This window comes from Phenylobacterium sp. P4_E10 (assembly GCF_056401675.1).
The window spans coordinates 265,480-290,112 of record NZ_JBFUIW010000005.1 but is presented as its reverse complement, the minus strand read 5'-3'; the positions used below and the strand labels follow the sequence as shown (position 1 = coordinate 290,112).

Genomic DNA, 24,633 nt, shown 5'->3' with positions numbered 1-24,633 from the left:
GGCCGTGGCCGAGGCTGGCGCTGGCGCTGGCGACGCTGCCGCACGCGGCGCGGGCGGCGCGGCCCCAGGGTTCAGCGGGTCGAACGCCTGAAGCAACAGCAGGAGGAAGAGGCCGGGCATCGTCGAAACTCCTTGGGCGAGCGCCCAGAAAACTTCGACGCGCTTTGCCGCGGCAAGCCGGTCGCGACCAAAGCCGTGCTCGACACGACGATCAGTTGAGGCCGAAGGCGCGGCTCAAGGAGAAGATCGCCAGGCCGACCAGCCCGCCGACGATCGTGCCGTTGACGCGGATGAACTGTAGGTCCTTGCCGACCTGAAGCTCCAGCTTGTCGACCACGCCCTTGGTGTCCCAGCTGGACACCACTTGGGCGACGAAGCCGCCGATCTCGTGCCGACGCGGGGCGATGACCTGACGGGCCAGGATCCGCGCCCATTCGTTCAGCCGCGCCTGGGCGGTCCGCTCGGTGTGCAGCCATTCGCCCAAAGCCAGCAGCATGTGCTCGAGCCGCTCGGCCAGGGCGGGGCTGCGGCCTCCGCTGAGCTTCTCTTCAAGCTCGATCCAGACGCGGCTGGCCTGGTCGCGGACCGCGGGGTCGGCCAGCAGCCGCAGCTTCAGTTCCTCGCCCTTGGCGATCAGGTCGGGGTCGTGGGCCAGACGCTCGATGAAGCGCTCGATCGCGGCGTTCAGCTCTATCCGCCAGGGATGCTCGGGATCGCGCATCTCTACCAGCATTTCGCCCAGGCCCGAGGTGACCTTCTGGGCGATCATCCTGTCGACGAACTTGGGCATCCACTTCCAGGACTTGGCCTCGACCTTCTCCTGGATGGCCTCCTCGTTCTCCTCGAGATAGGTCGCCAGCCGGTCCAAGCCCCAGTCGAGCGCGGCCTGCGAGCGGCCCTCGTTCCAGAAGGCGGCCAGCAGCTTGGCGGCGGTGGGCGAGGCGGGAATGGCGCGGATCGCGGCGGCGGCGGCCGAGCCGGCGGTCTCGCGCAGCATGTCCTTGGGCAGGACGCGCAGCAGGCCGGGCAGCATGGTCGCCAGCCGTTGAGCCAGGCGGCGGGCGTGGCGCGGCTGGCGCAGCCATTCGCCGCCCCAGCGGGCCACCTCGATCTGCTTGAGGCGGGTGTCGAGCACCTCGACGGTCAGGAAGTTGTCGGCGATGAATCCGCCGAGCGCCTGGCCGATGCGGTCCTTGTTGCGCGGGATGATGCCGGTGTGCGGGATCGGCAGGCCGAGTGGTCGCCGGAAGATGGCGGTGACCGCGAACCAGTCGGCGCACGCCCCGACCATCGCCGCTTCTGCAAACGCGCGGACATAGGCCAACTGCGGCCAGCGATCGTCGGCGAGGCTGGCGGCGACGAACACGAAGGCCATCACAACCAGCAGGCCGGTGGCGATGCCTTGCATCCGCCTCAGGTCTCGCGCCCTTGCGACATCGCTCATCGGGGTGATCGCAAGGGCGCCAGCCATGATGCCTATACCTGCGCGGCCGGATCAGGTTCCTTCTCGGGGGCCTTGACGTCCTCGCGGCGCGGCTCGGCCTCGCGCCGACGGGTCATGGCCGCCGAGATGCTGTCGGCGGTCTTGCGGATGGTCTCGGTCACCTTGGCGTCGATGTCGTTGACGTTGCGATTGAACGCGGAATCGGGGCCGAGGCTGTCGGTGATCTTGCGGCCGAGCACCGACCATTCGTCCTGCAGCTTGCGGGCGATGGCGTCGAAGTCGGTCACCCCTGGCGCGGCCGGCTTGTCGCCGAGCGCGGCGCGGGCGGCCGAGGCGATGAAACCTGAGCGGCTCATGCCCCGAGCCTCGGCGCCCTGGTCGATGCGCTTGAGCAGCCTCTCGCCGATCGAGATGTTCACTCGCACCGGCGGGTCCTCGACCGAGATGTCGACCAGGAACGGGATGACCCCCGGCTCGCTGGGGATCGCCTCAGCAGGGGTCGGCTTGGGCCATTCCTGGCCTTCGTCGCTGAGCCGCTGAAGCTCCTTCTGCACCGCCTCTCGGGCGGCGTTCACCAGGTCGGCGAGGGCGGGGCCCTCGACGGTGATGTCGGGCAGGTCGGGAAAGCGCGCGGTGTAGCCGGTCTGCTGGTCGCCACGGGCGAGGGCGGGAAAGACGAGGGTGGTCATGGGCAGGCTCCTTCGACACGAAGGTTGTGTAGTTTTGCGCAAAATCAAGAGGGCGGCGCTGCGACGGCCGGGGAAAGGCAGACTGGCGCATCAGGGTTTCGCCCGATGCGGCCCCTACCGCCCAGCGCTAGCCTCAGCGTGCGGGACGTTCGCATCGAGCGTAGGCGTCCCGATCGGCAAAACGCACCAGCGCGGTGCTGACAGGGTGAGCCCAGATGCACGGCGCGAGTGCGAGCGCGGCCGCAAGACGCCTTTCAGCCCTGGTCGGGGCGCTTGTCGCCTTAGGCCTCGCGATGGCCGCCGCGCCGGCCTGGGCCGCGCCAGGCGAAGCGGCCAAGCGGCCGAAGATCGGCCTGGTGCTCTCGGGCGGCGGGGCGATGGGCATGGCCCATGTGGGCGCCATTCAAACCCTGGAGAAGCTGGGTATTCGCCCGGACTACGTGGTGGGCACGTCGATGGGCTCGATCGTCGGCGGACTCTACGCGTCCGGCATGAGCGGCGCCGAACTCGAGCAAGCCATCGAGACCATGGACTGGGACCTGATCTTCGACACCAGTCCGCCGCGCGAGGGCCTGACTTACCGGGAAAAGCAATTGCAGGCCGATTTTCCAGTGAAGGCCAGCGTGGGGGTCGCCGGGACGCGGCTGCGCAGGCCGGACTCGCTGATCTCGGACGCCAATCTGCTGCTTGAGCTTCGCCGGCTGGTGCGGGTGCGCGCCGCCGTGCCGACCTTCGACGACCTGCCGATCCCCTTCCGCGCCGTGGCGACCGACATCACCACGGGCAAGCGCGTGGTCCTGGACCGCGGCGAGTTGGCCGGCGCCATGCGGGCCTCGATGTCCGTGCCGGGGGTGTTCACGCCCTACAGCCTGGACGGCAAGCTGCTGGTCGACGGGGGCATGTCCGACAACGTGCCGATCGACGTCGCCCGCGACATGGGCGCGGACGTGGTCATCGTCGTGGCCACCCAGACGCCGTTGCTGCCGGCAGACGAACTGCGCAGCCTCGGAGGCATCCTCGGCCAGACGGTCACGATGCTGATCCTGGCCAACGAGCGCCAGCAGCTGGCGACGCTGAAGCTCAGCGACGTGCTGATCAAGGTGGACACCGGGGACATGACGGCGGCCGACTTCAAGCGAGGCCCGGAGTTCATCGAGGCCGGCCGGACCGCCGCCGAAAAGCAGCTGGGCGGCCTGCAGCGGCTGGCGGCCACCAAGCCGTTCACCGGAGCGGTGAGCGTCGACCTGCCGCCGCCGGTCATCGCCTACGTCAAGATCGAGAACGACTCCCGCATCTCGGACGAGATCCTGATGCGCCACGTCGAGCCGTTCGTCGGCGCGCCGCTCTCGCCCGAGGCGGTCGGGATCGCCCTGCGGGACATCTACGCCATGGGCATGTTCTCGCGGGTCGACTACCGCATCGAAGAGGACCGCGGCCACACCGGCCTAGTGGTCAGCGCGGTCCAGCGGGCCGGCGACGCCAACCGCCTGCGGCCCGGGGTGACGATCACCTCGTCCAGCAACGCGGGGACCGAATTCGACTTCTCGGCCGAACTGCGGATGGTGCAGCTCGACAGCTATGGCTCCGAGGCGCGCTTCGTCGGCACGCTCGGCGAGCGGAAGCTGTTCTCGGCGGAATACTTCAAGGTGCTCGACAGCCGGCAGCGGTGGTTCATCGATACGAAGCTGGAACTCCAGGCGCGACCGATTCGCGTCTATGACAGCAGCGGCTTCCAGCTTGGAAGCTACGATGCGAGCTACGGGCTGCTGTCGCTGGCCGCCGGTCACCAGTTCGGAACCTTCGGCGAGGTGCGGATCGGCGTGCAGGGCGGTGCGGGCGAGGCGTCTCTGCAGGAGGGCTTCCTGCTCCCGCGGGACATCGATATCGACATCGGCCAGCTCTACCTCAACGCCGGGGCCGACAGCCTGGACAACCCCTTCTTCCCGAGCCGGGGGCTGAAGGGGCGCTTCGAATACATCGCAGGCCTGGAGTCGCTCGGCGACACCAACGACTTCCAGACCGTGCGGCTGGACGGGGTCTACGCCACGAGTTGGTCGCGTCACTCGCTGATCGGCAACCTCTCCGGCGGCGACACGGTCCAGGGCGAGCTGCCGGTTTCCTCGCTGTTCACTCTCGGCGGCCCGTTCAGCTTCCCCGGCTACGCGCTGGAGGAACTGACCGGCGAGTCCTTCGCCGTCGCGCGGGCGATGTACCGCTACCGGCTCAACGCCGAATCGCGGGGCCTGATCAACGTTCCGATCTATGTCGGCGCCACCCTGGTGACAGGCAACGTCTGGGCGCGGGATGGCGATCCCCGCTGGGACGATCTGCGGGTCGGCGCGAATTTGTTCCTCGCCGCCGACACCCTGATCGGCCCGGTGTTCCTCACCATCGGCGCTGCGGATCACGGGCGCAGCGCGTTCTACTTTTTCATCGGCAAGCCGTTCTAGGACCGGGAGGGTCGGATGATCGCGAAATGTCTGATAGCCGCGGCGGCGCTGGCGCTGGCCGGGGAGGCGCAGGCCCAGCAGTACTGGGCGGTTGGGGTGACCGAGCACGCCATGTCGTTCGTCGACGGGGATTCGATCGGCGAGTCGGAGCTGGGCGAGCGCACGTTCATCGTCCACCAGGTCTACGACGCCGAACACGCCGGCAAGATGGATCTCCTCGGCAATCAGTCCGAAGTGGTCGTGAATTGCAAAGACGGCACGCTCAGTCAGCGGCGCATGGTGCTGGTCACCACCAGCGGCCGCACCAAGGCCCCGTTCGATCCGAAGATTCCCACCACGGCGCCGAAGGCCGGATCGATGGGCGCGGCCTGGGTCAGATTGGCCTGCACCGGCAAGGCGCCGGCCCAGATCCGCAAGCTCGGCGGCCCTTGGCAGAGCCTGGATGACGCCAGGATGTCCTATCTCACCAAAGCCGCGCGCTAGGCCGCAGGAGCAGGCCGACAAAATCATCGCCGCCGCCCTTCCCGGATCAAGGCGGAATCATGCGAACAAGGCGCTATGCCCAGTCCGCCTAACCTGCCCGAGTTCGACCTGCCGATGATCTTCGGCGACAGCATGGCCGGCCTTGGCTACCAGTCGGGCGTGGCACGGCTAGCCTTCGCCGCCAACACCGCCGACGAGGCCGGGCAAGAACAGATGGTCAAGTCGGGCTACCTGATCCTGACGCCAAGCTGCATGCTTGAACTGCGCAGCCAGATCGATCAGATCCTGACCGAACTGGAACGGCAGGGCGTGATCAGCTTCACGCCGGAGAAGCTGGACGGCTAGACGCCGGCGTCGGGGGAAATCGCCAATGACCAACTCGCTCGCCGCCGCCCGCGTAGGGCCCGGCCTGATCGTCGCCATCTGCTTCGCCATCGCGGCGCTAGAGGGCTACGACATCCAGGCCTTCGGCGTGGCCGCGCCGCACATGGCGCCCGAGTTGGGGCTGGGGCCATCGCAACTCGGCTGGGCCGGCAGCGCGGCGATGTTCGGCCTGGTGATCGGGGCGGTGATCGGCGGCTGGGCGGCCGACCGCTTCGGACGCCGGCCGGTGCTGCTGGTCTCGGTGGCGCTGTTTGGCCTGTTCTCCGTAGCCACCGCCATGGCCCCCAATTTCGAGCTGCTGACTCTGGCGCGCCTTGCGACCGGCGTTGGTTTCGGCGGGGCGATGCCCAACCTGATCGCCATCGCCACCGAAATCAGCCCTCCGAACCGGCGGGTGCTGACCACCACCAGCATGTTCTGCGGCTTGCCGGCGGGCGGCTCGCTGGTGGCCCTGCTGGCCCAGTTCGGCGGCGAGACCCTGGACTGGCGGATGATCTTCCTGATCGGCGGCGCCCTGCCGCTGCTGCTCGTTCCAGTGATCTACTTCCTGCTGCCGGAGACCCGGCCGGCGCCTGTCGAGGGCGTCGAGCGCCAGGTGATGAGGGGCCTATTCGCTGACGGCCGGGCCCTGGCGACGGTGCTGATCTGGACAATCTTCGCGCTCGACCTGTTGGTCACCTACCTGCTGCTCAACTGGCTGCCGACCCTGGTGGTGGCCAAGGGCTACACGGCCGCAGAAGGCGCCTCCGCCTCGTTCTGGATGAACATCATGAGCGTGGTCGGGGCATTGCTGCTCGGCTGGAGCGCCGACCGGGTCGGGCCGCGCTGGCTGCTGGTGGCGGTGTTCGGCCTGCTGGCGGTGGCGCTCTATCTTCTGGCCAACGCCACCGGCATGGTCCAGGTGCTCGCCGCCTCGGCCGCGTCCGGCTTTGCGGTGGTCGGCGGGCTCTACGTGCTCTACGCCCTGGCCCCGACCTACTATCCCGTCGAGGTCCGCGCCGCCGCTGCAGGAGCCGCCATCGCGGTAGGCCGCTTCGGCTCGATCGTCGGGCCGCTGATCGCCGGCAGCCTGCGAGCCAGGGGCTACGGCCCCGATCAGGTGCTGGGCGCGCTGGCTCCCGCCGCGGTGGTGACCATGGTCTGCATCTTTGCGCTGACCACCTTCTGCAAGCCCTATCGGGTCGACTGAGCCCGACGCGCGGTTCCGGCGGCGCTGAGCGCGGCGCGCTGCACGCCGTCCGGCAGGGTCGAGAACCAGGCCTGTGGCGACAGCTGCTCGGCCACCCGCTTGCGGCCGGCTTCGATCAGGCGTTCGGCCAGGCCCGGTTCCTCGCGCAGGCGGCGCAGGGCGGCGGCGGCGGCCTCCACGTCCGGATCAGCCCAGCTCTGGCCGCCGCGATAAATGCCCTGCGGATCATCGACCGGGATCAGCTTCACCGGCACGACCATGGCGCAGCTCTCGTCGAGGAAATCGACATTGCCCGACCAGCCGGTGGCGATCACTGGCGTGCCCAACGCCATCGCCTCGGCCATGATTAGGCCGAAGCCCTCCGCCCGGTGCAGAGAGACGACCACGTCGGCGCTGGCGATCACGCTCTTGACCCGCTCATAGGGCCAGACCTCGTCCAGCACCTCGACGTTCGCCGGCGCCATGGCGCGCAGCTTGGCCAACAGGTCGGGGAACAGCTTGCCGTTTTGGGTCTTGATCAGCAGCCGCGCGGTCGGATCGTCCGGGAAGGCCTTGGCGAAGGCGGCGATGATCCCCTGCGGGTTCTTGCGGGCCATCGACGAATTGAAGTCGAACAGGGTCACAGCCAGGAAGCCCGGCGCCCGCGGCGCCGGCGCGACGCCGCGATAGTCCTCCAGGAACAACGGATGGGGCACGGTGCGGACCGGAGCCTTGGCGCCGGCCAGCGAGTCGCCGGTGAACCGTGAGGGGACCCAAATCTCGTCCAGCAGGCCGGCGTCGTTCAGCCAGGACTTCGGCGCCTTCGGCAACTCGTAGGCCCAGTAGCCGTAGCGCGGCCCACGCACGTTGCGCGGCCCCAGGAAGGCGAGCGCCGCCAGCACTTCTGGCGCGTTGACGTGGAAGATCCAGGCGCCGGGATTGCGCGCGGCGTCGGTGGCCCCGATCCAGTCCAGCTTGGCGCCGGCGATGTCGACGCTTTCCACCGGCGCGCCCAGCGACTCGAACCCCCGTACGCAGAGCTTGGCCGAGTGAGCGATGCCGTAGGAGCCGCCGAAGTCGCCGACCACCCGGATCGGGCCGGAGAAGTCCTGCGCCTCGTGCGGGGCGCGGGCCTGGTGGCGGACATAGGCCTCCAGGGCGGGCCCGAGGATCGGCTGGGCCAGCCGGCGGACCGGCTCAGGGGTGAGCGCGCGCCAGGTCTTGCGGGCGGTGGTCAGCAAACTCATGCGCTGGCCGAACTCCAGGTGACGCCCTGGCTGAGCAGGGCGATGGCGTCTGCGGGGATCAGACCGGGCGCGGTACGGAACACCAGCTTGTCGACCTTGGCTGGCGGGCCGGCGGGGCCGCCCTCGGGCGTGCGGAAGCGTCCGGCCCCAGCGTCGTAGACCAGGGCGTCGCCGCCTGCGGCTTCCGGCGTCCAGCGCTCGGCCACCAGCAGGGTGTTGACCGCGCCGGCGGCGGGCGGGCGCCCGGCCGGCGGCGGCTCGCGGCGCACCGACAGGCGGGCCAGCTCGAACACCGGATGGCTGTCGACGGTCGCCGGCAGGGCGGCCAGATCAACGCCGTACTCGGCCAAGCCCCCGCCGATCAACCAGCGCAGGAAGGCGAAGCGACCCTTGAAGCTGGTCAGCGGGAACAGCCGCTGCAGGTCGCCGCGGCTCTCCCAGATCGACAGGAAGAGCTGGGGGAACGGCATGCCGCGGGCCAGGTCGCGGACTGGAACCTCGTATCCGGCGCGCAGGGCGGTGGCCACGCTGCGCGGCCACTCGGCGCGGTGAGCCAGGCCGAAGGCGGCGAAGCGCAGCTTTGACTCCGAAAGGTCGCCGGCCACCTGCCGCGCGGCGCGGATCGGCAGCTCGGTGTTGGCAAAGACGTCGGGACGCGCCAGGCGGGCGGAGAAGCGACCCTCCAGCGACTCCGGCCCCAGCAGCCAGGCCAGCAGTCCGACCGGATCGGTGGCGAAGCGGTCGCGCAGGTCGCGGCGGGCGGCGGTCAGGGCGGCGATGGCCGGGGCCTCGTCGCTGCGCAGCAGCCAGGCGGCGAGCTCGGCGGAGGACGCGAGCCACGGACCTTCAGGCGCCGCGCCCTTGGGCTCACGAATCACCTGGCCGGGGCGGATGGCGGCCCAGGCCTCGGCGGCTTGGGTCAGGCCGCCGCCAAAGTCCTCGCCGGCCCGGGCCGCGGCCAGCATGCGGCGGCGGACGTCGCGGTCGACCAATTCGCCGGAGGGGAAGGCGCGGTGGCCATAGGGAACGGCGCTGGCCTCGGCATGACCGTTGCGCAACAGGGCGGCGGCGTAGTCGGCGACCAGGGCCGCGAGCGGCGAGCCGGGGATCAACCTCACCCGGTCCTGGTGCTTGGAGAGCAGGTCGGGCCGGGCCGGGTCGAAGCCGGAGAAGTGGAAGAAGGCCAGCGGCTGGCCGTCGACGCTCCAGCCCTGAGCTCCCTTGGCGACCTCGCGGCCTTCCAGGTTCCAGTAGGCGAGGTTGAGGGTCGGCGTGCGCAGGATCGCCAGGTCGCTGACGAAGCCGGGCGCGAGGTCCATCCACTTCTGGTCGGTGAACAGGCCGGAGGCGAAATCGACCCTGCAGTCGAACCGTAGCTTCTCGGCCCACCAGTCCAGCAGGTCGAAGATTTGCGGCTCAGCGCGCGCGGCCATGAAGCCGAGGTTGAACGAGCCTGACTGCAGGATGACGTGGTCGTTGGGGCTGGCCTCGCCGCGCAGCGGTCGCGTGGTGTGCGGGGTGAGCGCCAGCGGGGCCCGCGCCAGGCCTTCGCGCACGGCGTCCAGCGGCCGGTAGACCCAGATGTCGGGATCGAGATAGGCGCCGGTGGCGACGCCCTCTTCGGCCAGCAGCGCCTTGAAGGCGTGCGGCTTGACCGCGGTGTTCAGCTCCAGGGCGTCGTAATAGGCGCACATGGCGGGGAAGTCGGGGACCAGATAGGCGGCGTCCAGCACCCGGATGGCTGGGTCCTTGAAGGCGATCGGGCCATCGGTGGTCACCACCACGCGGCGCGCGTTCGGCTCGGCCTTGGCCAGACTCTCCATGAGGCTGGCGGCCTGGGCCGCATAGTTGCGCGATACGATGGTGAAGATGACGTCCACGGCCGCCCCTTTGTGGCCTATCTCAGGCAGCGGCCAGCAGTTCGTCCAGCTTCTTGACGTCCATGATCGGCGAGGCGACGCCGCCCTCGATGCGCATGACCTTGTTGCAGTACAGGCGGATCAGTTCGACGTCGTGCGAGGCCAGGACCAGGATGCCGGCGCGCTCCATGAGTTGCAGGATCCGCTTGTGGGCGATCTTCTGGAAGTCGGCGTCGCCGACCGCGATCCATTCGTCCATCAGGATGACGTCGGCGTGGACGGCGGTGGCCACCGCAAAGGCCAGACGCGCTTGCATACCCGCCGAATAGGTCTTCAGCGGCATGGCCAGGAATGGGCCGAGACCGGTGAATTCGGCGATCTCGTCCATCCGCGCATCGATTTCCTTGGCGTTCAGGCCGGCGATGCGGCCGCGCAGGCGGATGTTGTCGAGGCCGGTGGCCGAGGGGTCGATGCCGAGGTTGAGGTCGAGCATGGCGGCGATCTGGCCATGCACGTCGATGGTGCCTTCGTCCGGCTCATAGGCGCCTGCCAGGGCGCGGAGCAGGGTGGTCTTGCCCGAGCCGTTGTGGCCGATCAGCCCCAGCCGGTCGCCGGCCTTGAGCTGCAGGTTGACCTTGGAGAGGGCGGTGACTTCGGTTGCGCCCATCGCCGTGCGGCCGAGCTTGCCGCCCACGGTGATGCGGGCCAGGTGCTTTTTCAGCGACTTGGAATCCACCCCGTAGACGGGGAAGCGCAGCGTCAGGTCGGTGACCGTGATCGAAACCTGGGGGCCCTTCATAGGTAGTGCACAATCCGTCGGCGAATGAGGGCGAAGGTGGTGAAGGTGGCGGCCCAGCCGCCCACGGCCAGCACCGACAGCACCGTATAGGTCAGGGCGCTGACCGGCTGGCCCAGCAGTGGCGCACGGACCACCTCGATCAGGTGGTAGAACGGATTGAACAGCAGCACTGCGTGATCAAGCAGGCGTCCGCCCGGCAGCCAGAACACCGGCGTCATGAACATCGCGAACTGGATGATCGAGCCTATGATCTGGGGGATGTCGCGGAAGCGGGCCGAAGCCATGCCGACCGCCAGGCTGACCCACGAGATGTTGAGCAGCAGCAGGGCCACCCCGAGCAGGCCCAGCGGCAGGTTAGCCTGACTCCAGTGGTCATAGAACACCAGCACCCCGACGATGATCACCAGGTGGTGCAGCAGGTTGATGATGTTCCGCATGACTGTGCGCCAGACGAAGGTCAGCATCGGGAGTGAGGTCTGCGAGAGAATGCCCGAAGCCTGCACGAAGGTGCCGCAGCCCTCGATGATCACGTTGGCGATCATGCCCCAGAACACGATGCCGAGCGCGACATACGGGATGAACTCGTTGACCGGGACCTTGAACAGGTTGGCGTAGAGGAACCCGATCCCGGCCACCATCAGGCCCATGGACAGGGTGATCCAGAACGGTCCCAGGATCGAGCCGCGATAGCGCGAGACTACGTCGTGCCAAGCCAGCGACCAGGCCAGTCCAATCCGTTCGCTTGAGGCGCGCAGGTCGGCGAACGCCATGCTGAACTCGTGCATGGGCCCGCGCCGTCCGGTGCGCACCATGTGTTGTACGGATTGCATTCAGTCTCCCGACCCAGAGCATGACGGCGCACGCGCTGCAGCTCGTTCTCGCCGGTGGGTAACAGGTCGCATTTTGCGGCGCAAGCGTGGCGCCGGCCCCGGAATCCAAAGGAAAATCCGCCCGCGATCGGGGTAACGACCCATTAGAGCGGGCTTTCGTCCTCGAACGGCGGAGCGCTGGTCTTCAGGTGGGCGTGGTCGGCGCGGTACTGGTTGAAGTGGCGGCGGTCGGCCGGGCTCGGCTGGGCGGTCTGGCGCACCAGGCCTCCGGCCTCCAGTTCGGCGGCCGAGCGCTTGCGCACGACGAACTCGATCCCGCACTCGCCGATCGGCGTCAGGGTCTGGTCAAAGCGCGGCAGGTCGTAGCGGAACGTGGAGTTCAGCAGCGCGACCTTCTCGACGTCGGCGGCCGGCCCCAGGTCGGCCAGCAACTCCAGCACGTTGATCGAACGGTCCGACCACGACTTCGCCTTCAGCATCGTGAAGGTCCACTTGTGATCGAGATTGTGGGTCGAGGGGAAGACGCCCTGCTCGTAGAGGTCCTCGTCGGGGACGGTGACGACCAGGAAACCACCCGGCTTGATGGCTCCGAACCAGGCTTTCAGGCCCTGGCGCGGATCGACCAGGTGCTCAAGGCAGTGGCTGGAGTGGACGAAGTCCAGGCTCTCGGGCGGCAGTCCGGCCAGGAACTGCGCGTCGCCGTCCTCCCAGTCCCAAACCCGCACGTTCTTCAGTCCCGGGAAGAATGGGACGTAGAGCGACAGGGGATCGGGTTTGCCGCCGATGTCCAGGCCCTCGCCCACGAACCAGCGGCGGCCGAAGTTGGGGTCGGCCATGCGCCGGACGATGGATTTCGAAAGTTCTTTCACCGGACTGATCCTATCGCACGTCCCAGGATTCGGCCCCGGTCTTGGTGAAGCGCGCGGCCTGGGCGGTGCCGCCGAAGGTGGTCAGCAGCCGCTTGAGGCCCTCGCGCCGGGTCGGGTCGACCAGGAACATCATGAAGCCGCCGCCGCCGGCGCCCGACACCTTGCCGCCGAAGACGCCGAAACTCTTGGCCGCTTCATAGACCGCGTCGATGCCGGCCGAGGTCATGTTGTGGGCGGTCTGCTTCTTCAGGCTCCAGCCGGAATCGAGCAGGGCTCCGAAGCGCGGCAGGTCGCCGGCCAGCAACGCTTCGCGCATTTCGAAGGCGCTGGCCTTGATGGCGTGCAGGCTCTCGATCGACTTGGGGGCTTGGCTGCGCATGTTGGCCGTCTGCTCTTCGATGATCGCGGCGGATTCGCGGCTGACCCCGGTGAAATAGAGCACCAGGCTGGCTTCCAGCTCCTTGATCACCTTGTCGGCGACCTCGACGGTCTCGACCTCAACCCGCGCAGAATCGAAGAACCTCATCAGGTTGAGGCCGCCATAGGCCGCCGCGTACTGATCCTGCGCGCCCCCGGCCAGGCTGAGTTCACGCCGTTCGATGTCGAACGCCAGGGCTGCGACCTGGTGGGCGGTCATCTCCAGGCCCATGAACCGGCGCATGGCCTCGACCATCGCCACCACCAGCGCCGAGGACGAGCCCAGGCCCGAGCCCGGCGGGCAGTCGGCGTAGGAGACCATGGTGAGCGGCAAGGCGCGGCCGCCGGCGTGGTCGGCCATGAAGCGATTGTAGACGCCCTTCAACAGGCGCAGCGGCTCGTCGGTGGGCAGCGGGGTGCTGGCCGGCGCCTGCCAGGCCTGGTCGCGGTCGGCTGCGACTAGGCGGACCAGCCCGTCGTCGCGGGCCTGCACCGTCACATGCGCGAACAAGTCGATCGCGGCGTTCAGCACCACGCCGCCATGCTCGTCGCAATAGGGCGAGACGTCCGTGCTGCCGCCGCCGAAACCGAGACGAAGGGGAGCGCGGGCGCGCACCAGCTCATGACGCATATTGGGCGCTCTAACCCCGACCTGTTGGCGTAGACACTGGCGGGGTAGTCGCCGCGGCACAGGTTTGCAACCGTCATCGGCGCCACAATGGCGCCCACCAACTCACGGCATTATCTTCACCGTGGCCCTGGCGAGGGCGGGGACGGCTCTCTATCTGGGCTTCCGAGCGCCCCCAATCTCCCTATGGGGCGGCCGGAAGTCTCGCATGATGAAGATCCTGACCATTGCGGGTGCGGCGGCTATGGCCCTGACCCTTTCCGCCTGCGACCAGCCCGCGAGCTGGGCGCGCGCCGCCACGCCGCCCCAGGCGGTGAAGACGCTCGGCCACGTCCGCAGCCAAGCGGTGGCCTGGAACGACCGCGCCGGCCGCTTCGAGATCAACGGCGCGCCGCTAAAGTCGGGCCGGCTGTGGACTTTCGACGGCACCACCGAGGGCTTCGTGCTGGCCGGCGGCGAAGTGCTGCCCGGCGTGCCCGTGGGGCTGGACGTCCGCAACGGCGCTGGCGACCCCATACTGCGCTCGCCCAAGGGGCTGGAGCTGGACGGCAGCCGCTATTCGCTGGTGCTGGTGCGGCTGACCCGGACCCGGGCCGGCGCCGATTGGGACGGCTCGGTATTCTACACCACCGCCAACCACCCCGAGGCTGGCGACTTCCAGGCCAAGCCCTTGGCGGGCGGCGCTCCGGCGCTCAACGAGACGGTGGTGCTGGTCTACGACATGGCCAACCTGACGCGCGGCGGCGACGACTGGACCAATTCGCTGATCGACCAGATCCGCGTCGACACCGACGACGCGGCCGGCGGCGAGTTCCGGGTCCACCAGATCGCGGTCACCGAGAACCCCGGCGCCGTCGCCCTGGCCCAGGCCCCGATCGGCCCGACCGCGGTCGCCTCGCGCTAGGCCAGTTCCTCAAGCCGCGAGACGTAGCGCAGGCCGATGGCCCGAGCGCTGAAGTTCGTGCGGATATGACGGCGGGCCCGTTCGCCCAGCGCCCGCGTCCCGTCCGGATCGTCGACCAGTCCCCCGATCAGCTCCACCGCGTGATCGACCGACGGATCGGCCCAAACCTGGCCCTCGCCGAACAGATAGGCCCCCTCGGCCACGGGGATCAGCTTGCAGTCGACCAGCTTGCTGGTCTCCGGCGTCATGAAGTCCAGATTGCCGGAATAGTTGGTCGCCACCGCGGCGCGGCCCATGATCATCGCCTCGGCCGGGCCGCGGCCGAAGCCCTCGGAACGGTGCAGCGAGACGAAGGCGTCGCAGCAGCGCACCAGGTTCTTGATCTCGTTATCGGACAGCTGGCGGGTGATGGCCTGAATCTGGCCACCCATCGCTCGGATGCGGGCCTCCAGCGCCTTGCGGGCTGGATTGCCGTCGTCGCCGCCCTTGTACTTGACCACCGCATGCAGCGGCGCGTGCGGCCGCTGGGCCGCCAGCTTCTCGAACGCCTCCAGGATCGCGAACGGGTTCTTGCGCTCGGCGTAGGAGGAGAAGTCGAAGAAGAACAGGCAGACGAAGGCGTTTTCCGGGATGCCGAAGTGCCGGCGGCCGAGGAACGATGACATGGTCAGCTCGACCGACAGCGGCATGTGGGTCACCGGCCGCTTCGTCGCCGGCCTCACCGCCTCCTCGATGAACTTCGACGGCGCCCAGACCTCGTCGAAGCGGTCGAGGATCTTGGCCCACGGCGCGGGGTACTTCGACAGCTCCCAGGCTGGATAGATGATGTTGTAGGCCTTCTCGAACGCCGGCCCCGACCCCTGGTGCTCCAGCACCCCCATCGCCTGCTCCACCTCGTCGGCGTTGATGCAGAAGAGGTTGGTCTTCTCGCTGAGCCGGGGAACCAGGCAGCCCGCGAACTCGCGCTCGAAGTCGGCGTCCTTGTTGCGGTCCATGCCGTAGATGTCGATCAGCCCGGGGGTCGCGCCCGCCGCCCGGAAGGCGCGGAACGCCGAACGCACGTGCTCGGCCATGCCGATGGCCGAGAACGGGTGGCCCACGAGGACGAGGTCGGACGGGCTCATGGTTTGTCCAGCAGGTCGGCGTCGGCGGCGTTCTTCACAGCCTCCAGCCAGGCATGCCCGAACCGCTGGTCGGGCTCGAGGTGTGCGCCCTCGCCCCACTCGTTCCAGGCGTTGATGAAGACGATGCGTTCGTCGCCGAAGTTCTGCCGGCGGGTCTCCTCGAACATCGCCTCAGCCCAGGCCTGGAAGGCGCCCGGCGTGGCGTGCTGATAGACCCAGCCGCCGTCCTGGCGGCGCGGGGTGTTGTCCCAGGAGGGCATGATCCCGCGGAAGCGCTTGTGGCCGTTGATCTCGGCCCCGAGAAAGCCGCGCACCATCTGGCGGTAGTCGTTCACCCGGCCTTCGAAACGGGCGTTGAACAGCGGCCCCGGCGGGTGAATCAGCGCCCCGGCGCCGGCCGGCGGGAACTCCACCGAAGCGTCGAAGCCGATGCTGGCCGGATCGACCTTGCCGCCGGCCTTCTCAAAGCTCTCGACGAAAGCCAGGTAGATCTCGCCGACCCCGACCTTGCGGCAGTGATCGCGCCAGGCGTCGGCCCAGGCCTTGGGATCCGGCAGCAGGCCGGGACGATAGATCAGCAGCAGCGGCTTGCCGCCGACCCGGATGTAGTTGGGCTGCACCAGATAGGGCTCGATCTCGGCGATCGAGGCTTCGGCGTCGCCGGGCTCATAGGTCTGGGCCAGCAGCACGTCGCGTTCCTGGCCGTCCCAGGTGCGGGTCCAGTTCTCGTTCGCCCAGCAGAGGCAGAACGGGAAGTCGCCGGCCACGCTCTCGAGCAGCGGCTCCAGCGGCTTTTCGAGGATCCGCCGCCCGCCGGTGAACCAATAGAAGTAGTGGCAGAAGCCGCCGATCCCGTAGCGCGCCGCCAGCTCGGCCTGGCGCTTCATCGCCGCCGGATTGGACAGGTCGTAGAAGCCGAGGTCGGCCGGCACGTGCGGCTGGTAGTGGCCGCGGTAATTCGGAACCGCGCGGCTGACATTGGTCCACTCGGTGAAGCCCGGGCCCCACCAGCGGTCGTTCTCGGCCACGGTGTGGAACTGCGGCAGGTGGAAGGCGATGGTGCGGATCTTGTTGAGCGCTTCCAGCCGCTCGCCCCAGCGCTCGACGAACCGCTGCTGATTGCGCGTCGCCAGCCGGAGTTTGTAGCCGCTGTCGATCGAGTTGGCGGTGATGCTGAGGTGATGGACGATCTGCGAGGTCGGCTCGTAGATGATCCGCAGACCCCGCTCGCGCAGGCGGAAACAGAGGTCGGCGTCCTCGCAATAGGCCGGCACGAACGCCAGGTCGAAACCGCCCAGCTCGCCGAACACCTTGCGGCGGACCGCCAGGCAGGCGCCGGAGGCGTAGTCGACCTCGCGCCGCACGTTCCAGCGCGGCAGTTGTGGGTCTTCGAACAGGCCGATCATCTCAGCCGTGCCGTCGACGGCGATGCGCGCGCCGGCTTCCTGCAGCCGCCCGTCGGGGAACAGCATCTTCGGGGCGCTGGCCCCGACGTCCTTCTCCTCGGCGAACGGACGCAGGAGGGCCGGCAGCCAGCCGTTACGCACCTGGACGTCGTTGTTCAGGAAGATCAGGAATTCGCCCTTAGCCGCCTCGGCTGCGCGGTTGCAGGTGCGGATGAAGCCGAGGTTTTCGGGATTGGTGATCAGCCGAAGGCCTGCGACCTTGGCCAACACCTTGGAGGTCTCGTCGCTGGAGGCGTCGTCGATGACGATCACCTCGGCGGTGTCGAGCTCGCCCGCCGACTGCAGCGCAGCCAGGCATTCCAGGGTGAAGGTCAGGTTGTTGTAGGCTGGGATCACGATCGACACCGTCGGCTTGGCGACGCTGGCGAACTTCAGCTCGGCGGCGGACTTGGCGATATCGCGCTCAGCCACCTTGATCAGGTTGAAGGGCTTGACCCTCACGTCGCCGACGGCCCGCTCGCGGATGCGGCGGCGGGCGGCCTTCGTGTCGCGATAGGCCTGCAGGTCGTAGGCGCCCGGGTCCTTGGCCCGGCCGGCGGCGCGCAGCTGCTCGAATAGGCCCGCCTCGCCCGAAGGCCGCACCGTGGTGGCGCCCGGCTCGGGCTTGGGCGCGCGGCTGATCGCCCAGTGCTCGAGCGAGGAGACCGGATGATCGGCCGCCGCCGGGTTCTCCAGCAGGTAGGTCAGCTCGTTGAAGTCGGCGGCCGGCGAGACGCCCTCGAAGGCGCCCTCGGTCAGGTAGTGGATCACCGGGTGCGCGGCGTCCGAGGTTTCGGTCTGCTGCTCGAGATAGTATGCGGTGTCGAAGTGGATCGACGGGTCGCGGCGCTCTTCGAAGCCGTGGGCCAGGAAGTGCGCCAGGGCGCTGGTCCCCATCGGCGCCGCGTCGCGATAGCGGTCCATGTACCAGGCCGGATCGAACAGCGGGTGCGGGCTGCGGCCTTCCGAGGCTCCGCTGGCGGCGTAGTGCAGCAGCGGCGCGATCCCCGTCTCGGCCACATCCGCATTGATCGCCAGGTACCAGGAGCCGTTGAACAGCGGGTGGGGCTCGTAGCCCTTGCGCCAGCCTTCGCGCAGGTAGTGCAGCAGCGGGTTCTCGCCGCTGTCAGCGACTTCCTCGGCCTGGCCGACATAGTAGCGGACATCGAACAGCGGGTGCGGGTCGTAGCCCTCGGTGACGCCGCGATGCACGAAGTGCTGCAGGGCGGTCAGGCCGGTCGCGGCCACCTTCACCGCGTGGCGGCTGCGGTAATCCTTCAGGTCGAACAGCGGGTGCGGATCGCGGCCTTCCTTGTCGCCGGCGACCAGATAATGGGCCAGCGGCGCCCAGCGCGAGCCGGCCAGGTCGTCGTTGCGCTGGACGTACCAGGCCTGGTCGAACAAGGCCTTGGGATGGGCGCCGGCGTCGGGTCCGGCGCGGACATAGTCCACCAGGCCCTTCACCAGTCCACCGTCACGGCCGACGCCGGTCTTCAGGCGCACGTCCCACAGGCCCGATCGGGCGATCAGCGCGGCGCGGCCCGGCCACTTGGCGCGGGCCAGCATCAGGTCGAAGCGCTGCTCGGCCTCGCCCTTGTCGGCGACGCCGACGCGGCGGGCGGCGGCCTTGCGGAAGCGGTTCCAGCGGTCCTCGGCCACCACGCGGCGGGCGCGGTGCAGGTCGCGCCGCTTGGCCAGCAGAGCTTCGGCGGAAGGGTCGCTGGCGGGATTTTGGGTGTCGTTGGCCAAGGCTAAATCTCGGTCGCGGTAATTAGCGGCCGGCCAGCGCAGTGTCGACCACCGCTTCGATCCGGGCCCGTTCCTGGCGCAGGAGGGCGGCCTCGCGCTCCAGTTCCTTCAGGCGGCGGTCCTGCAGGTCGCCCAGCTGCCGCTGATAGAGGAGTTCGGCTCGGGTCGAATCAAGGGCGCTGGTCACTGGCGAGACGAATACGCCCATCTGAGTCTTCATTTGGACGATCTGGGCGGCGGCGCGGTCCAGCGGGGCGCGATCGGGTTCGGCTCCAGAGGCGGCGGTCTCGAACCAGGTCAGCACTTCCTGCGCCATCTGTCCGACCAGCGGAACCGCGGCGAGCTCGCCCAACCCGTCGTTGTGTCGCAGATCCTTGGTCAGGAAGCCGTCGATCTCGCGGGCGGCGCGTTCGTCCAGCCGCGGCAGCGGCGCGCCGTGCGCCTTCTCCATGGCGGCGACTTCCTTGCGCCAGTCGGCCAGCAACCCGTCATAGGAGACGAAGGCGCGTGGCAGGTCGCGCGTGCCGGCTTCTGAGGCCAGCATATAGAGCGTCCAGATCAGCACCGACTTCTCGACCGGGAAGGCGTCGCGGCGCGACAGCGACCCAGCCACCGCCAGCGGATGGCGCACCGGGATCACGACCCGGGCGGCGACGCCGGCCTCGTCCAGCACGCCGCGCCAGAACGGCAGCAGCACCGAGACGCGCGGATCCTTCAGCAGCGGGTGCAGCGACTCGCCGAACTCGGCGCGGAACAGGTCGACGGCGCGGACCTTCCAATCGGCCTCGGCCGCCTCGCCCAGCGGCGCGTAGGGTAGGTTGAAGGGGTCGTCCCAGGCGCTGCCCCCGGCGCGCAGGCGCTGGTCGTTGAACACCGAGATCTTCCAGGGCTCGAAGTAGCCCTTGGCGTTGTGCTCGTCGCCGGGCATCACGTTGTCGGGCAGTTCGGCGCCGGCCAGGGCCAGCAGCTGGGCGGTTGCGGACGTGCCGGAGCGGTGCATCCCCAGGACGAGGTAGGCCGCGCGCTCGGTGGTTTGTCGCATCTTGGATCGTCTCGTCTCGCCGCCTCAGGCGGCCCGATGGCATCCGCTGTATGGCCGCTTGCGCACTGCTGCAAGGGCGTGGCTGTTGATCGGCCTGTGCATCTGATGCACACCCAGTCCGGGCTTGGCGTCGTACGGGAAGATCGCAGCATGGCCGCCTTGGCCTCATCGGATCGTGTCCATCGCCTGCTGATGGTCGCCCTCGACACCGATTTCTATCGTCAGGCGCACGACGATCTGACCTATGCGCCGATCGATCCGCCGCGGCACTACGACGTGCAGGGCTGGCGCGAGGGGCGCGACCCCGCCCCCTGGTTTTCGACGCAGGGCTACCTGGCCCTCAATCCCGACATCGCCGCCGCCGACCTCAATCCGTTCGTCCACTACCTGCAGACCGGCCAGCGCGAGGGGCGTGAGATCGAGCCCTCCGAGCGGGCCGGAGCCTACTATGCCGAGATGGGACAGGCGCGGATCACGCCCCAGGAGCGGGCGCAGGCCGCCGAGGCCTTTGATGCGCGTTATTATCTGGCCATGAACCGCGACGTCGCCGAGGGCGGCGGCGATCCCCTCGATCACTTCCTGCGTCATGGCTGGCGCGAGGGCCGCGATCCCAGCCACGCCTTCAGCGTCTCCGACTATCTCGAGCTCAATCCGGACGTAGCCGCCAAGGGCGTCCACCCATTCATCCACTACCTGACCCAGGGGCGCTCGGAGGGTCGGATCGCCAGGGCCGACCTCGGCTTCCGCCATGATGCGCTGGTCAAGCTGAAGCCGTTCGAATCAAGGCTCGCCGATGCGCGGCGCTGGGCGCGGCCGGTCGAGCTTTCCCGCGCCGAGGACCTGATCGCCGCGCTGAGCGGCGCGAAGCGTAGCGGCCTGCACCTGACCTTCAGCCAGGACGATTACAGCCGCTCGGTCGGCGGCTCGCAGCTCTGCGTTCAGCGCGAGTCGGCCGCATTCGCGCAGATGGGGCGCAACCACCTGCACGTCCATCCGGCCAACGGTTGGCCAATGGTCCGGAGCGGTCCAACCGAAACGCCGATGGGCGTGCTGCTGAACGGCGAGAGCGTCGGGAACTTCGCCCCGCCGGCCATCGTCGAGGCGCTGAAGGCGGCGACGCCGCAGGGACCGAGCAGCTTTGCGATCCACAACATGCTCGGCCATTCCAGCCGCGACGTCGTCGACATCGTCCGCGCGGCCGGCCTGAACGCAGGCTTCTTCTGGCTGCACGACATGGGCAGCCTCTGCGCCGGCATCCATCTGCTGCGCAACGACGTGGAAAACTGCGGCGCGCCGCCGGCCGGCAGTCCGGCCTGCGGGATCTGCATCTACGGCCCAGTGCGCGCGGCCCAGGTGCGCGAGCACCAGCGGCTGTTCGAACGGCTGGACCTGACCCTGGCTGCGCCCTCGGCCGTGGCTTTGGATATGTGGCGGGGCGGCGGCGGCCTCGCGGCCTGCTCAGAGACTGTTCGGCCGCTGGCGACCCTGGCGCAATCCAACCAGGCCCCGCCGGTTCGCGAGGGTCCGTTCCTCTTCGCATTTCCAGGCACGCCCTCAATGCACAAGGGCTGGCCGATCTTCAACGACCTGGCCGCGCGCTTCGCCGCCGATCCGCGCTACGACTTCGTCCACCTGGCCACCCGACCGGTTGCCGGATCGATGGCGCGCCACCACGCTGTCACCGTCACCGCCGCCGATCCCCTGGCCATGCGCCAGGCGATGATCGAGCTCTGCGTCGATGCAGCCATGATCTGGTCGCTGTGCATCGAGACCTTCTCCTTTGCGGCCTATGAGGCGGCCTCGGCCGGCGCGGCGGTGGTCACCGGACCCGACAGCGGCAATGTCGCCGCTTTCGCGGCCGCCGAGGATCATGGCCTGGTGCTGCCGGACGAGAAGGTGTTGGCCGATTGGTTCGAGAGCGGCGAGATTCTGAAGCTGGCCCGCACCCGGCGCGGCGCGGCGCTGCAAGACTTGGCGTTCAGCACCCTGAGCGCCGAGCTGGTGGAGAACTGAAGTTGAAGGTCATCTGCTTCTCCAGCTTCACCTTTTCGTACCTGAACCGGGCGCGAGTGTTGTTCGCGTCGTTGAAGCGCTTCCACCCCGACTGGGATCTCGTCGCCCTTATCACCGACGATCCGCCGCCCGGGTTCACGCTGCGCCTGCGCGATGAGCCGTTCGACCGGGTGGTCTATGCCAGCGAGCTGGGAATCGCCGACTACAAGGCCTGGCTGTTCAAGCACGACGTCGTCGAGGTTAGCACCGCGGTGAAGGGCCCGTTCCTGCATCAGGCCTGCGCCGCCGGGCAGGCCGACGCAGTGATCTATCTCGACCCCGACACCGCGCTGTTCGAGAGCCTTGATCCGGTGGTCGCACGGCTGGAGGCCAGCGACATCCTGCTGACCCCGCACCTGCTCGACCCCAACACCGATCACCAGGCCATTCTCGACAACGACCTGTCGGCCTCGCGGACCGGGATCTTCAATCTCGGCTTCGTGGCGGTGCGGACGACCGGCGAGGGCGCGCGCTTCGCCGAGTGGTGGAACGATCGCCTGCTGGAGTACTGCTACGACGACATTCCGGCTGGCCTGTTCGTGGACCAGAAGTGGTGCGACCACGTCCCGGCCCTGTTCGAGAGGGTCGGAGTGGTCCGCGATCCGGGCTGTAACGTCGCCAGCTGGAACCTCAGCCAGCGGACGGTCGCTGTCGGCCGCGACGGGGCGATCACCGTCAATGACGCGCCGCTGCGCTTCTGGCACTTCACCAAGCTGGGCCCGACCGGCGATGTGATGACCAAGCGCTACGCCGGGGACAACCACGCCGTCTACGAGGTTTGGCGCTGGTACAAGGAGGCGGTGGCCGCCGCCAGCGATCCGGTGATCCCCGAGCGCTACTGGGCCTACGCTTCCTATGCCGACGGCACGCCGGTCGATCGGGCGCACCGCCTGCTCTGGCGCGAGCGCGACGACTTGCGAGACCGCTTCCCCGATCCCTTCGCGACCGAGGGCGGCGGTTACCTTGGCTGGCTCCGCGATGCGGGGCTTGCTCAGGACACGGCGGCTTGACAGGCGTCGAGCTGCGACCGACACGAAGCGCGAAGTCGAAGGAGGGCGGGGCCAGTATGGCGGCCGACATCACCGCCGGGGAAGGCCCTGATCTGGTCGCCAAGGTCGAGGCGCTGGCGCGCCTCAGCCAGACCCTGCAGCGAGCCAATCAACGCGCCACGACCCAAGGCGGCCTGACCCAGGCGCGGCTCGGCCTGGCGCTGTCCGAGGCGTTGCTGGCCCGCGAGGCGGACGCCGTTCGCGCCGGGGAATTGGCCATGGCCGGCTACCGCGGTGTGGCCGCCCGCCATCAGCGTCCGCGCCGCCGCAATCGAGTCGCCAAGCGGATCGACGATGCGCTCGACCGGTTCCTCTCGCCTGGCCGCGCCCTGGTGATTGCGCGCTCTGGGGTTTGGAGCGGCGAGGGCGGGCGACTGAGCCGGCTGCTGGCCATGGAGTCCTACGCCCGGCGCGGCGGCGATCCGGCGGCGGCGCCAGCGGCGCTGTTCGACCAGGCCTGGTATCTGAAGGCCCGGCCCGATCTCGCCGGTTCGGGCGTCAGTCCGCTGGTGCACTACCTGCTGCGCGGCGCGGCCGAGGGCGTCGATCCGCACCCGCTGTTCGACACAGCCTTCTACGCCGAGCGCAATGCCGCTGAACTCGCCGCGACCGGGCTGACGCCGCTGGAGCACTTCGTCCGGCTGGGCGCCGCGCAGGGGCGCGATCCGCATCCGCTGTTCGACGTCGCCTACTACCTGCGCCAGACGCTGGATCTGGTCGGCTCGGGCGGAAATCCGCTCCAGCACTATCTGGCGGCGGGGGCGGGGCTCAGCCCGCACCGGCTGTTCGCCCCTGACTTCTATGCCGGCCAGGTGGCCGCGGCCGGCCTGACCACCGCACCGACCCTGCTGCACTACCTGACCGTGGGATCCGAGCTGGGGCTCAAGCCGCACCCGCTGTTCGATCCGGCCTGGTACCGGGCGCAGAACCCGGACGTCGCGGCCGACGGCCTCGAGCCGCTGGTCCACTATCTGAAGTCGGGCGCCGCCGAGCACCGCCGGCCGAGCCCCTGGTTCGATCCGGTCCGCTATGGCGAACTGCGCGGAGCGGCGCTCCTGGCCAGCGCCAATCCGCTGCTCGACTACCTGCAAGGCGGGGCTTGGGCGATCAGCGAGCCCGACCTCGGTGCAACCACTGTCAGCTTCCTGGCTGCGGCGAGCGAACTCGGCGCCAGCGGCGTCACGCCCCTGGAGCACTGGGCGCGCCGGCAGGGCGATCAGATTCCAAGCGCCTGAAACTGCCGCCAGACTTCACGGTAGTAGCCTTCGACGTAGTGAAACGGGCTGAGCCCCCAGCGATGCCCAATGTCGCCAAGCCGCAATTCATCCGGCGTTGAGACCCGTTCCGCCTGCGGGAAGAGATCGCGGAAGGCGTCTTGGTAGCGGTCGAGCACCCGATTGTAGTCTGCGATCCTGGCCGGCTTGCCGGTGAAGATCTCGACCTCTTCCGAGAAGGCGCGCGGCTTGCCGTCGGCGTCCAGGTAATGGTCGGCCCAGCGCGCCTCGTGGACGATGATCTTTGCCTCACGCAGCGGCGTCGCCCGGATGAAGGCCGCCATCTCGCCGGCGGCCTGGCCCCAGAGCAGGTCACTGGCCGGAGAAGTTCGGGGGATGGCGCGCGCCGTGCCGAACGGCGGCTGGGCCAGATACCCGCTGACATCCAGCTCCCAGCTGTGGGTCACGATCGTCTCGCCAGTCGCCAGCAGGTCGAGTCTCTCATCGATAAAGTCGAAGATGATGTGGGTGGGCTGGTGGGCGAGCAGGGCGCCAAGCGCCGTCTTGGCGAGATCGGCGACCATCGCGCGATGGGGGAACGGCGCAAGTTCTGGGGGTAGCTCTTCAGCCAGCTGCACGCCGGTAAGAGGCGTAGAGAACAGGCTGGGAAAACTGGTTCGCGAAATGTAGAGCAAATCTTGCGGCGGCGCTTCGCCCATGATCGGCCATACATCGCGGGTAATGCAGCTGCCGACTATGGCGACCCTGGACAAACCCTAATCCTCGC

General features: G+C 68.8%; 21 protein-coding genes. 9 read left to right on the top strand and 12 right to left on the bottom strand.

Annotated elements, in window-relative coordinates; translation table 11 throughout:
* A partial coding sequence (locus tag AC1DQJ_RS08485; protein WP_477602183.1) for a hypothetical protein occupies window positions 1–219 on the top strand: 219 nt, incomplete at its 5' end.
* On the opposite strand, the gene AC1DQJ_RS08480 is transcribed toward AC1DQJ_RS08485, so the two are convergent.
* Complete coding sequence (locus AC1DQJ_RS08480; protein WP_477602181.1) at window positions 212–1,471, bottom strand: DUF445 domain-containing protein; 1,260 nt, start codon at window positions 1,469–1,471, stop codon at window positions 212–214. The two genes, AC1DQJ_RS08485 and AC1DQJ_RS08480, sit on opposite strands and share 8 nt — an antisense overlap.
* 5 nt (window positions 1,472–1,476) lie before the next feature.
* Entirely contained in the window at window positions 1,477–2,133 is a 657-nt protein-coding gene (locus AC1DQJ_RS08475; RefSeq protein ID WP_477602179.1) for a type II toxin-antitoxin system HicB family antitoxin, read from the bottom strand.
* 293 nt (window positions 2,134–2,426) lie between these two features.
* On the opposite strand from AC1DQJ_RS08475, the gene AC1DQJ_RS08470 reads away from it, so the two are divergent.
* From AC1DQJ_RS08470 to AC1DQJ_RS08455, 4 genes are all read left to right on the top strand, one after another.
* The gene (locus AC1DQJ_RS08470) at window positions 2,427–4,583 is read left to right on the top strand and encodes a patatin-like phospholipase family protein (protein ID WP_477602177.1); all 2,157 of its coding nucleotides are present in this window, start codon (window positions 2,427–2,429) and stop codon (window positions 4,581–4,583) included.
* 15 nt (window positions 4,584–4,598) lie between these two features.
* Window positions 4,599–5,066, top strand: a complete 468-nt coding sequence (locus AC1DQJ_RS08465; RefSeq protein ID WP_477602175.1) for a hypothetical protein — start codon at window positions 4,599–4,601, stop codon at window positions 5,064–5,066.
* Window positions 5,067–5,141: 75 nt separating this feature from the next.
* Window positions 5,142–5,411 (top strand): hypothetical protein, encoded by a 270-nt coding sequence (locus AC1DQJ_RS08460; protein ID WP_477602173.1) that lies wholly within the window; start codon window positions 5,142–5,144, stop codon window positions 5,409–5,411.
* A gap of 25 nt (window positions 5,412–5,436) precedes the next feature.
* Window positions 5,437–6,639 (top strand): MFS transporter, encoded by a 1,203-nt coding sequence (locus AC1DQJ_RS08455; protein ID WP_477602171.1) that lies wholly within the window; start codon window positions 5,437–5,439, stop codon window positions 6,637–6,639.
* Here the strand turns inward: AC1DQJ_RS08455 and AC1DQJ_RS08450 are convergent.
* From AC1DQJ_RS08450 to AC1DQJ_RS08425, 6 genes are all read right to left on the bottom strand, one after another.
* On the bottom strand, window positions 6,624–7,865 hold the full coding sequence (locus tag AC1DQJ_RS08450) for a glycosyltransferase family 4 protein (RefSeq protein ID WP_477602169.1): 1,242 nt from the start codon (window positions 7,863–7,865) through the stop codon (window positions 6,624–6,626). The two genes, AC1DQJ_RS08455 and AC1DQJ_RS08450, sit on opposite strands and share 16 nt — an antisense overlap.
* The gene (locus tag AC1DQJ_RS08445) at window positions 7,862–9,745 is read right to left on the bottom strand and encodes a hypothetical protein (RefSeq protein WP_477602167.1); all 1,884 of its coding nucleotides are present in this window, start codon (window positions 9,743–9,745) and stop codon (window positions 7,862–7,864) included. The genes AC1DQJ_RS08450 and AC1DQJ_RS08445 overlap by 4 nt, the downstream gene beginning before the upstream one ends.
* Before the next feature lie 22 nt (window positions 9,746–9,767).
* Complete coding sequence (locus AC1DQJ_RS08440) at window positions 9,768–10,523, bottom strand: ABC transporter ATP-binding protein (protein WP_477602165.1); 756 nt, start codon at window positions 10,521–10,523, stop codon at window positions 9,768–9,770.
* On the bottom strand, window positions 10,520–11,353 hold the full coding sequence (locus tag AC1DQJ_RS08435) for an ABC transporter permease (RefSeq protein ID WP_477602163.1): 834 nt from the start codon (window positions 11,351–11,353) through the stop codon (window positions 10,520–10,522). The genes AC1DQJ_RS08440 and AC1DQJ_RS08435 overlap by 4 nt, the downstream gene beginning before the upstream one ends.
* 143 nt (window positions 11,354–11,496) lie before the next feature.
* On the bottom strand, window positions 11,497–12,222 hold the full coding sequence (locus AC1DQJ_RS08430; RefSeq protein WP_477602161.1) for a methyltransferase domain-containing protein: 726 nt from the start codon (window positions 12,220–12,222) through the stop codon (window positions 11,497–11,499).
* A gap of 10 nt (window positions 12,223–12,232) precedes the next feature.
* Window positions 12,233–13,270, bottom strand: coding sequence for a GHMP family kinase ATP-binding protein (locus tag AC1DQJ_RS08425; RefSeq protein WP_477602159.1), 1,038 nt, complete (start codon window positions 13,268–13,270; stop codon window positions 12,233–12,235).
* A gap of 205 nt (window positions 13,271–13,475) precedes the next feature.
* Between AC1DQJ_RS08425 and AC1DQJ_RS08420 the strand changes: the two genes are divergently transcribed.
* Window positions 13,476–14,171, top strand: coding sequence for a hypothetical protein (locus tag AC1DQJ_RS08420; RefSeq protein WP_477602157.1), 696 nt, complete (start codon window positions 13,476–13,478; stop codon window positions 14,169–14,171).
* Here AC1DQJ_RS08420 and AC1DQJ_RS08415 read toward each other — a convergent pair.
* From AC1DQJ_RS08415 to AC1DQJ_RS08405, 3 genes are read right to left on the bottom strand one after another with little or no spacing between them, the layout of a single operon-like run.
* Window positions 14,168–15,295 (bottom strand): glycosyltransferase family 4 protein, encoded by a 1,128-nt coding sequence (locus AC1DQJ_RS08415; RefSeq protein WP_477602155.1) that lies wholly within the window; start codon window positions 15,293–15,295, stop codon window positions 14,168–14,170. The genes AC1DQJ_RS08420 and AC1DQJ_RS08415 overlap by 4 nt on opposite strands.
* Window positions 15,292–18,489, bottom strand: coding sequence for a glycoside hydrolase family 99-like domain-containing protein (locus tag AC1DQJ_RS08410; protein ID WP_477602153.1), 3,198 nt, complete (start codon window positions 18,487–18,489; stop codon window positions 15,292–15,294). The genes AC1DQJ_RS08415 and AC1DQJ_RS08410 overlap by 4 nt, the downstream gene beginning before the upstream one ends.
* Window positions 18,490–18,511: 22 nt before the next feature.
* Complete coding sequence (locus AC1DQJ_RS08405) at window positions 18,512–19,531, bottom strand: sulfotransferase family protein (protein WP_477602151.1); 1,020 nt, start codon at window positions 19,529–19,531, stop codon at window positions 18,512–18,514.
* Between the two features lie 150 nt (window positions 19,532–19,681).
* Here AC1DQJ_RS08405 and AC1DQJ_RS08400 point away from each other — a divergent pair, with 150 nt between their 5' ends.
* The 3 genes from AC1DQJ_RS08400 to AC1DQJ_RS08390 are packed head-to-tail and all read left to right on the top strand — an operon-like array spanning window position 19,682 to window position 23,867.
* Entirely contained in the window at window positions 19,682–21,544 is a 1,863-nt protein-coding gene (locus AC1DQJ_RS08400) for a hypothetical protein (protein ID WP_477602149.1), read from the top strand.
* A 2-nt stretch (window positions 21,545–21,546) separates the two neighbouring features.
* Window positions 21,547–22,593, top strand: a complete 1,047-nt coding sequence (locus tag AC1DQJ_RS08395) for a hypothetical protein (protein ID WP_477602148.1) — start codon at window positions 21,547–21,549, stop codon at window positions 22,591–22,593.
* 56 nt (window positions 22,594–22,649) lie between these two features.
* Complete coding sequence (locus AC1DQJ_RS08390; protein ID WP_477602146.1) at window positions 22,650–23,867, top strand: hypothetical protein; 1,218 nt, start codon at window positions 22,650–22,652, stop codon at window positions 23,865–23,867.
* Here the strand turns inward: AC1DQJ_RS08390 and AC1DQJ_RS08385 are convergent.
* Entirely contained in the window at window positions 23,849–24,619 is a 771-nt protein-coding gene (locus AC1DQJ_RS08385) for a DUF6270 domain-containing protein (RefSeq protein WP_477602144.1), read from the bottom strand. The two genes, AC1DQJ_RS08390 and AC1DQJ_RS08385, sit on opposite strands and share 19 nt — an antisense overlap.
* Between the last annotated feature and the right edge of the window lie 14 nt (window positions 24,620–24,633).

Excerpts from the sequence above, each read along its gene's own strand:
- AC1DQJ_RS08455 (WP_477602171.1), top strand. The coding sequence starts at position 5,437 with ATGACCAACTCGCTCGCCGCCGCCCGCGTAGGGCCCGGCCTGATCGTC.
- AC1DQJ_RS08475 (WP_477602179.1), bottom strand. The coding sequence starts at position 2,133 with ATGACCACCCTCGTCTTTCCCGCCCTCGCCCGTGGCGACCAGCAGACC.
- AC1DQJ_RS08405 (WP_477602151.1), bottom strand. The coding sequence starts at position 19,531 with ATGCGACAAACCACCGAGCGCGCGGCCTACCTCGTCCTGGGGATGCAC.
- AC1DQJ_RS08460 (WP_477602173.1), top strand. The coding sequence starts at position 5,142 with ATGCCCAGTCCGCCTAACCTGCCCGAGTTCGACCTGCCGATGATCTTC.
- AC1DQJ_RS08450 (WP_477602169.1), bottom strand. The coding sequence starts at position 7,865 with ATGAGTTTGCTGACCACCGCCCGCAAGACCTGGCGCGCGCTCACCCCT.
- AC1DQJ_RS08420 (WP_477602157.1), top strand. The coding sequence starts at position 13,476 with ATGATGAAGATCCTGACCATTGCGGGTGCGGCGGCTATGGCCCTGACC.
- AC1DQJ_RS08470 (WP_477602177.1), top strand. The coding sequence starts at position 2,427 with ATGGCCGCCGCGCCGGCCTGGGCCGCGCCAGGCGAAGCGGCCAAGCGG.
- AC1DQJ_RS08435 (WP_477602163.1), bottom strand. The coding sequence starts at position 11,353 with ATGCAATCCGTACAACACATGGTGCGCACCGGACGGCGCGGGCCCATG.
- AC1DQJ_RS08480 (WP_477602181.1), bottom strand. The coding sequence starts at position 1,471 with ATGGCTGGCGCCCTTGCGATCACCCCGATGAGCGATGTCGCAAGGGCG.
- AC1DQJ_RS08440 (WP_477602165.1), bottom strand. The coding sequence starts at position 10,523 with ATGAAGGGCCCCCAGGTTTCGATCACGGTCACCGACCTGACGCTGCGC.
- AC1DQJ_RS08400 (WP_477602149.1), top strand. The coding sequence starts at position 19,682 with ATGGCCGCCTTGGCCTCATCGGATCGTGTCCATCGCCTGCTGATGGTC.
- AC1DQJ_RS08415 (WP_477602155.1), bottom strand. The coding sequence starts at position 15,295 with ATGAGCCCGTCCGACCTCGTCCTCGTGGGCCACCCGTTCTCGGCCATC.
- AC1DQJ_RS08425 (WP_477602159.1), bottom strand. The coding sequence starts at position 13,270 with ATGCGTCATGAGCTGGTGCGCGCCCGCGCTCCCCTTCGTCTCGGTTTC.
- AC1DQJ_RS08465 (WP_477602175.1), top strand. The coding sequence starts at position 4,599 with ATGATCGCGAAATGTCTGATAGCCGCGGCGGCGCTGGCGCTGGCCGGG.
- AC1DQJ_RS08390 (WP_477602146.1), top strand. The coding sequence starts at position 22,650 with ATGGCGGCCGACATCACCGCCGGGGAAGGCCCTGATCTGGTCGCCAAG.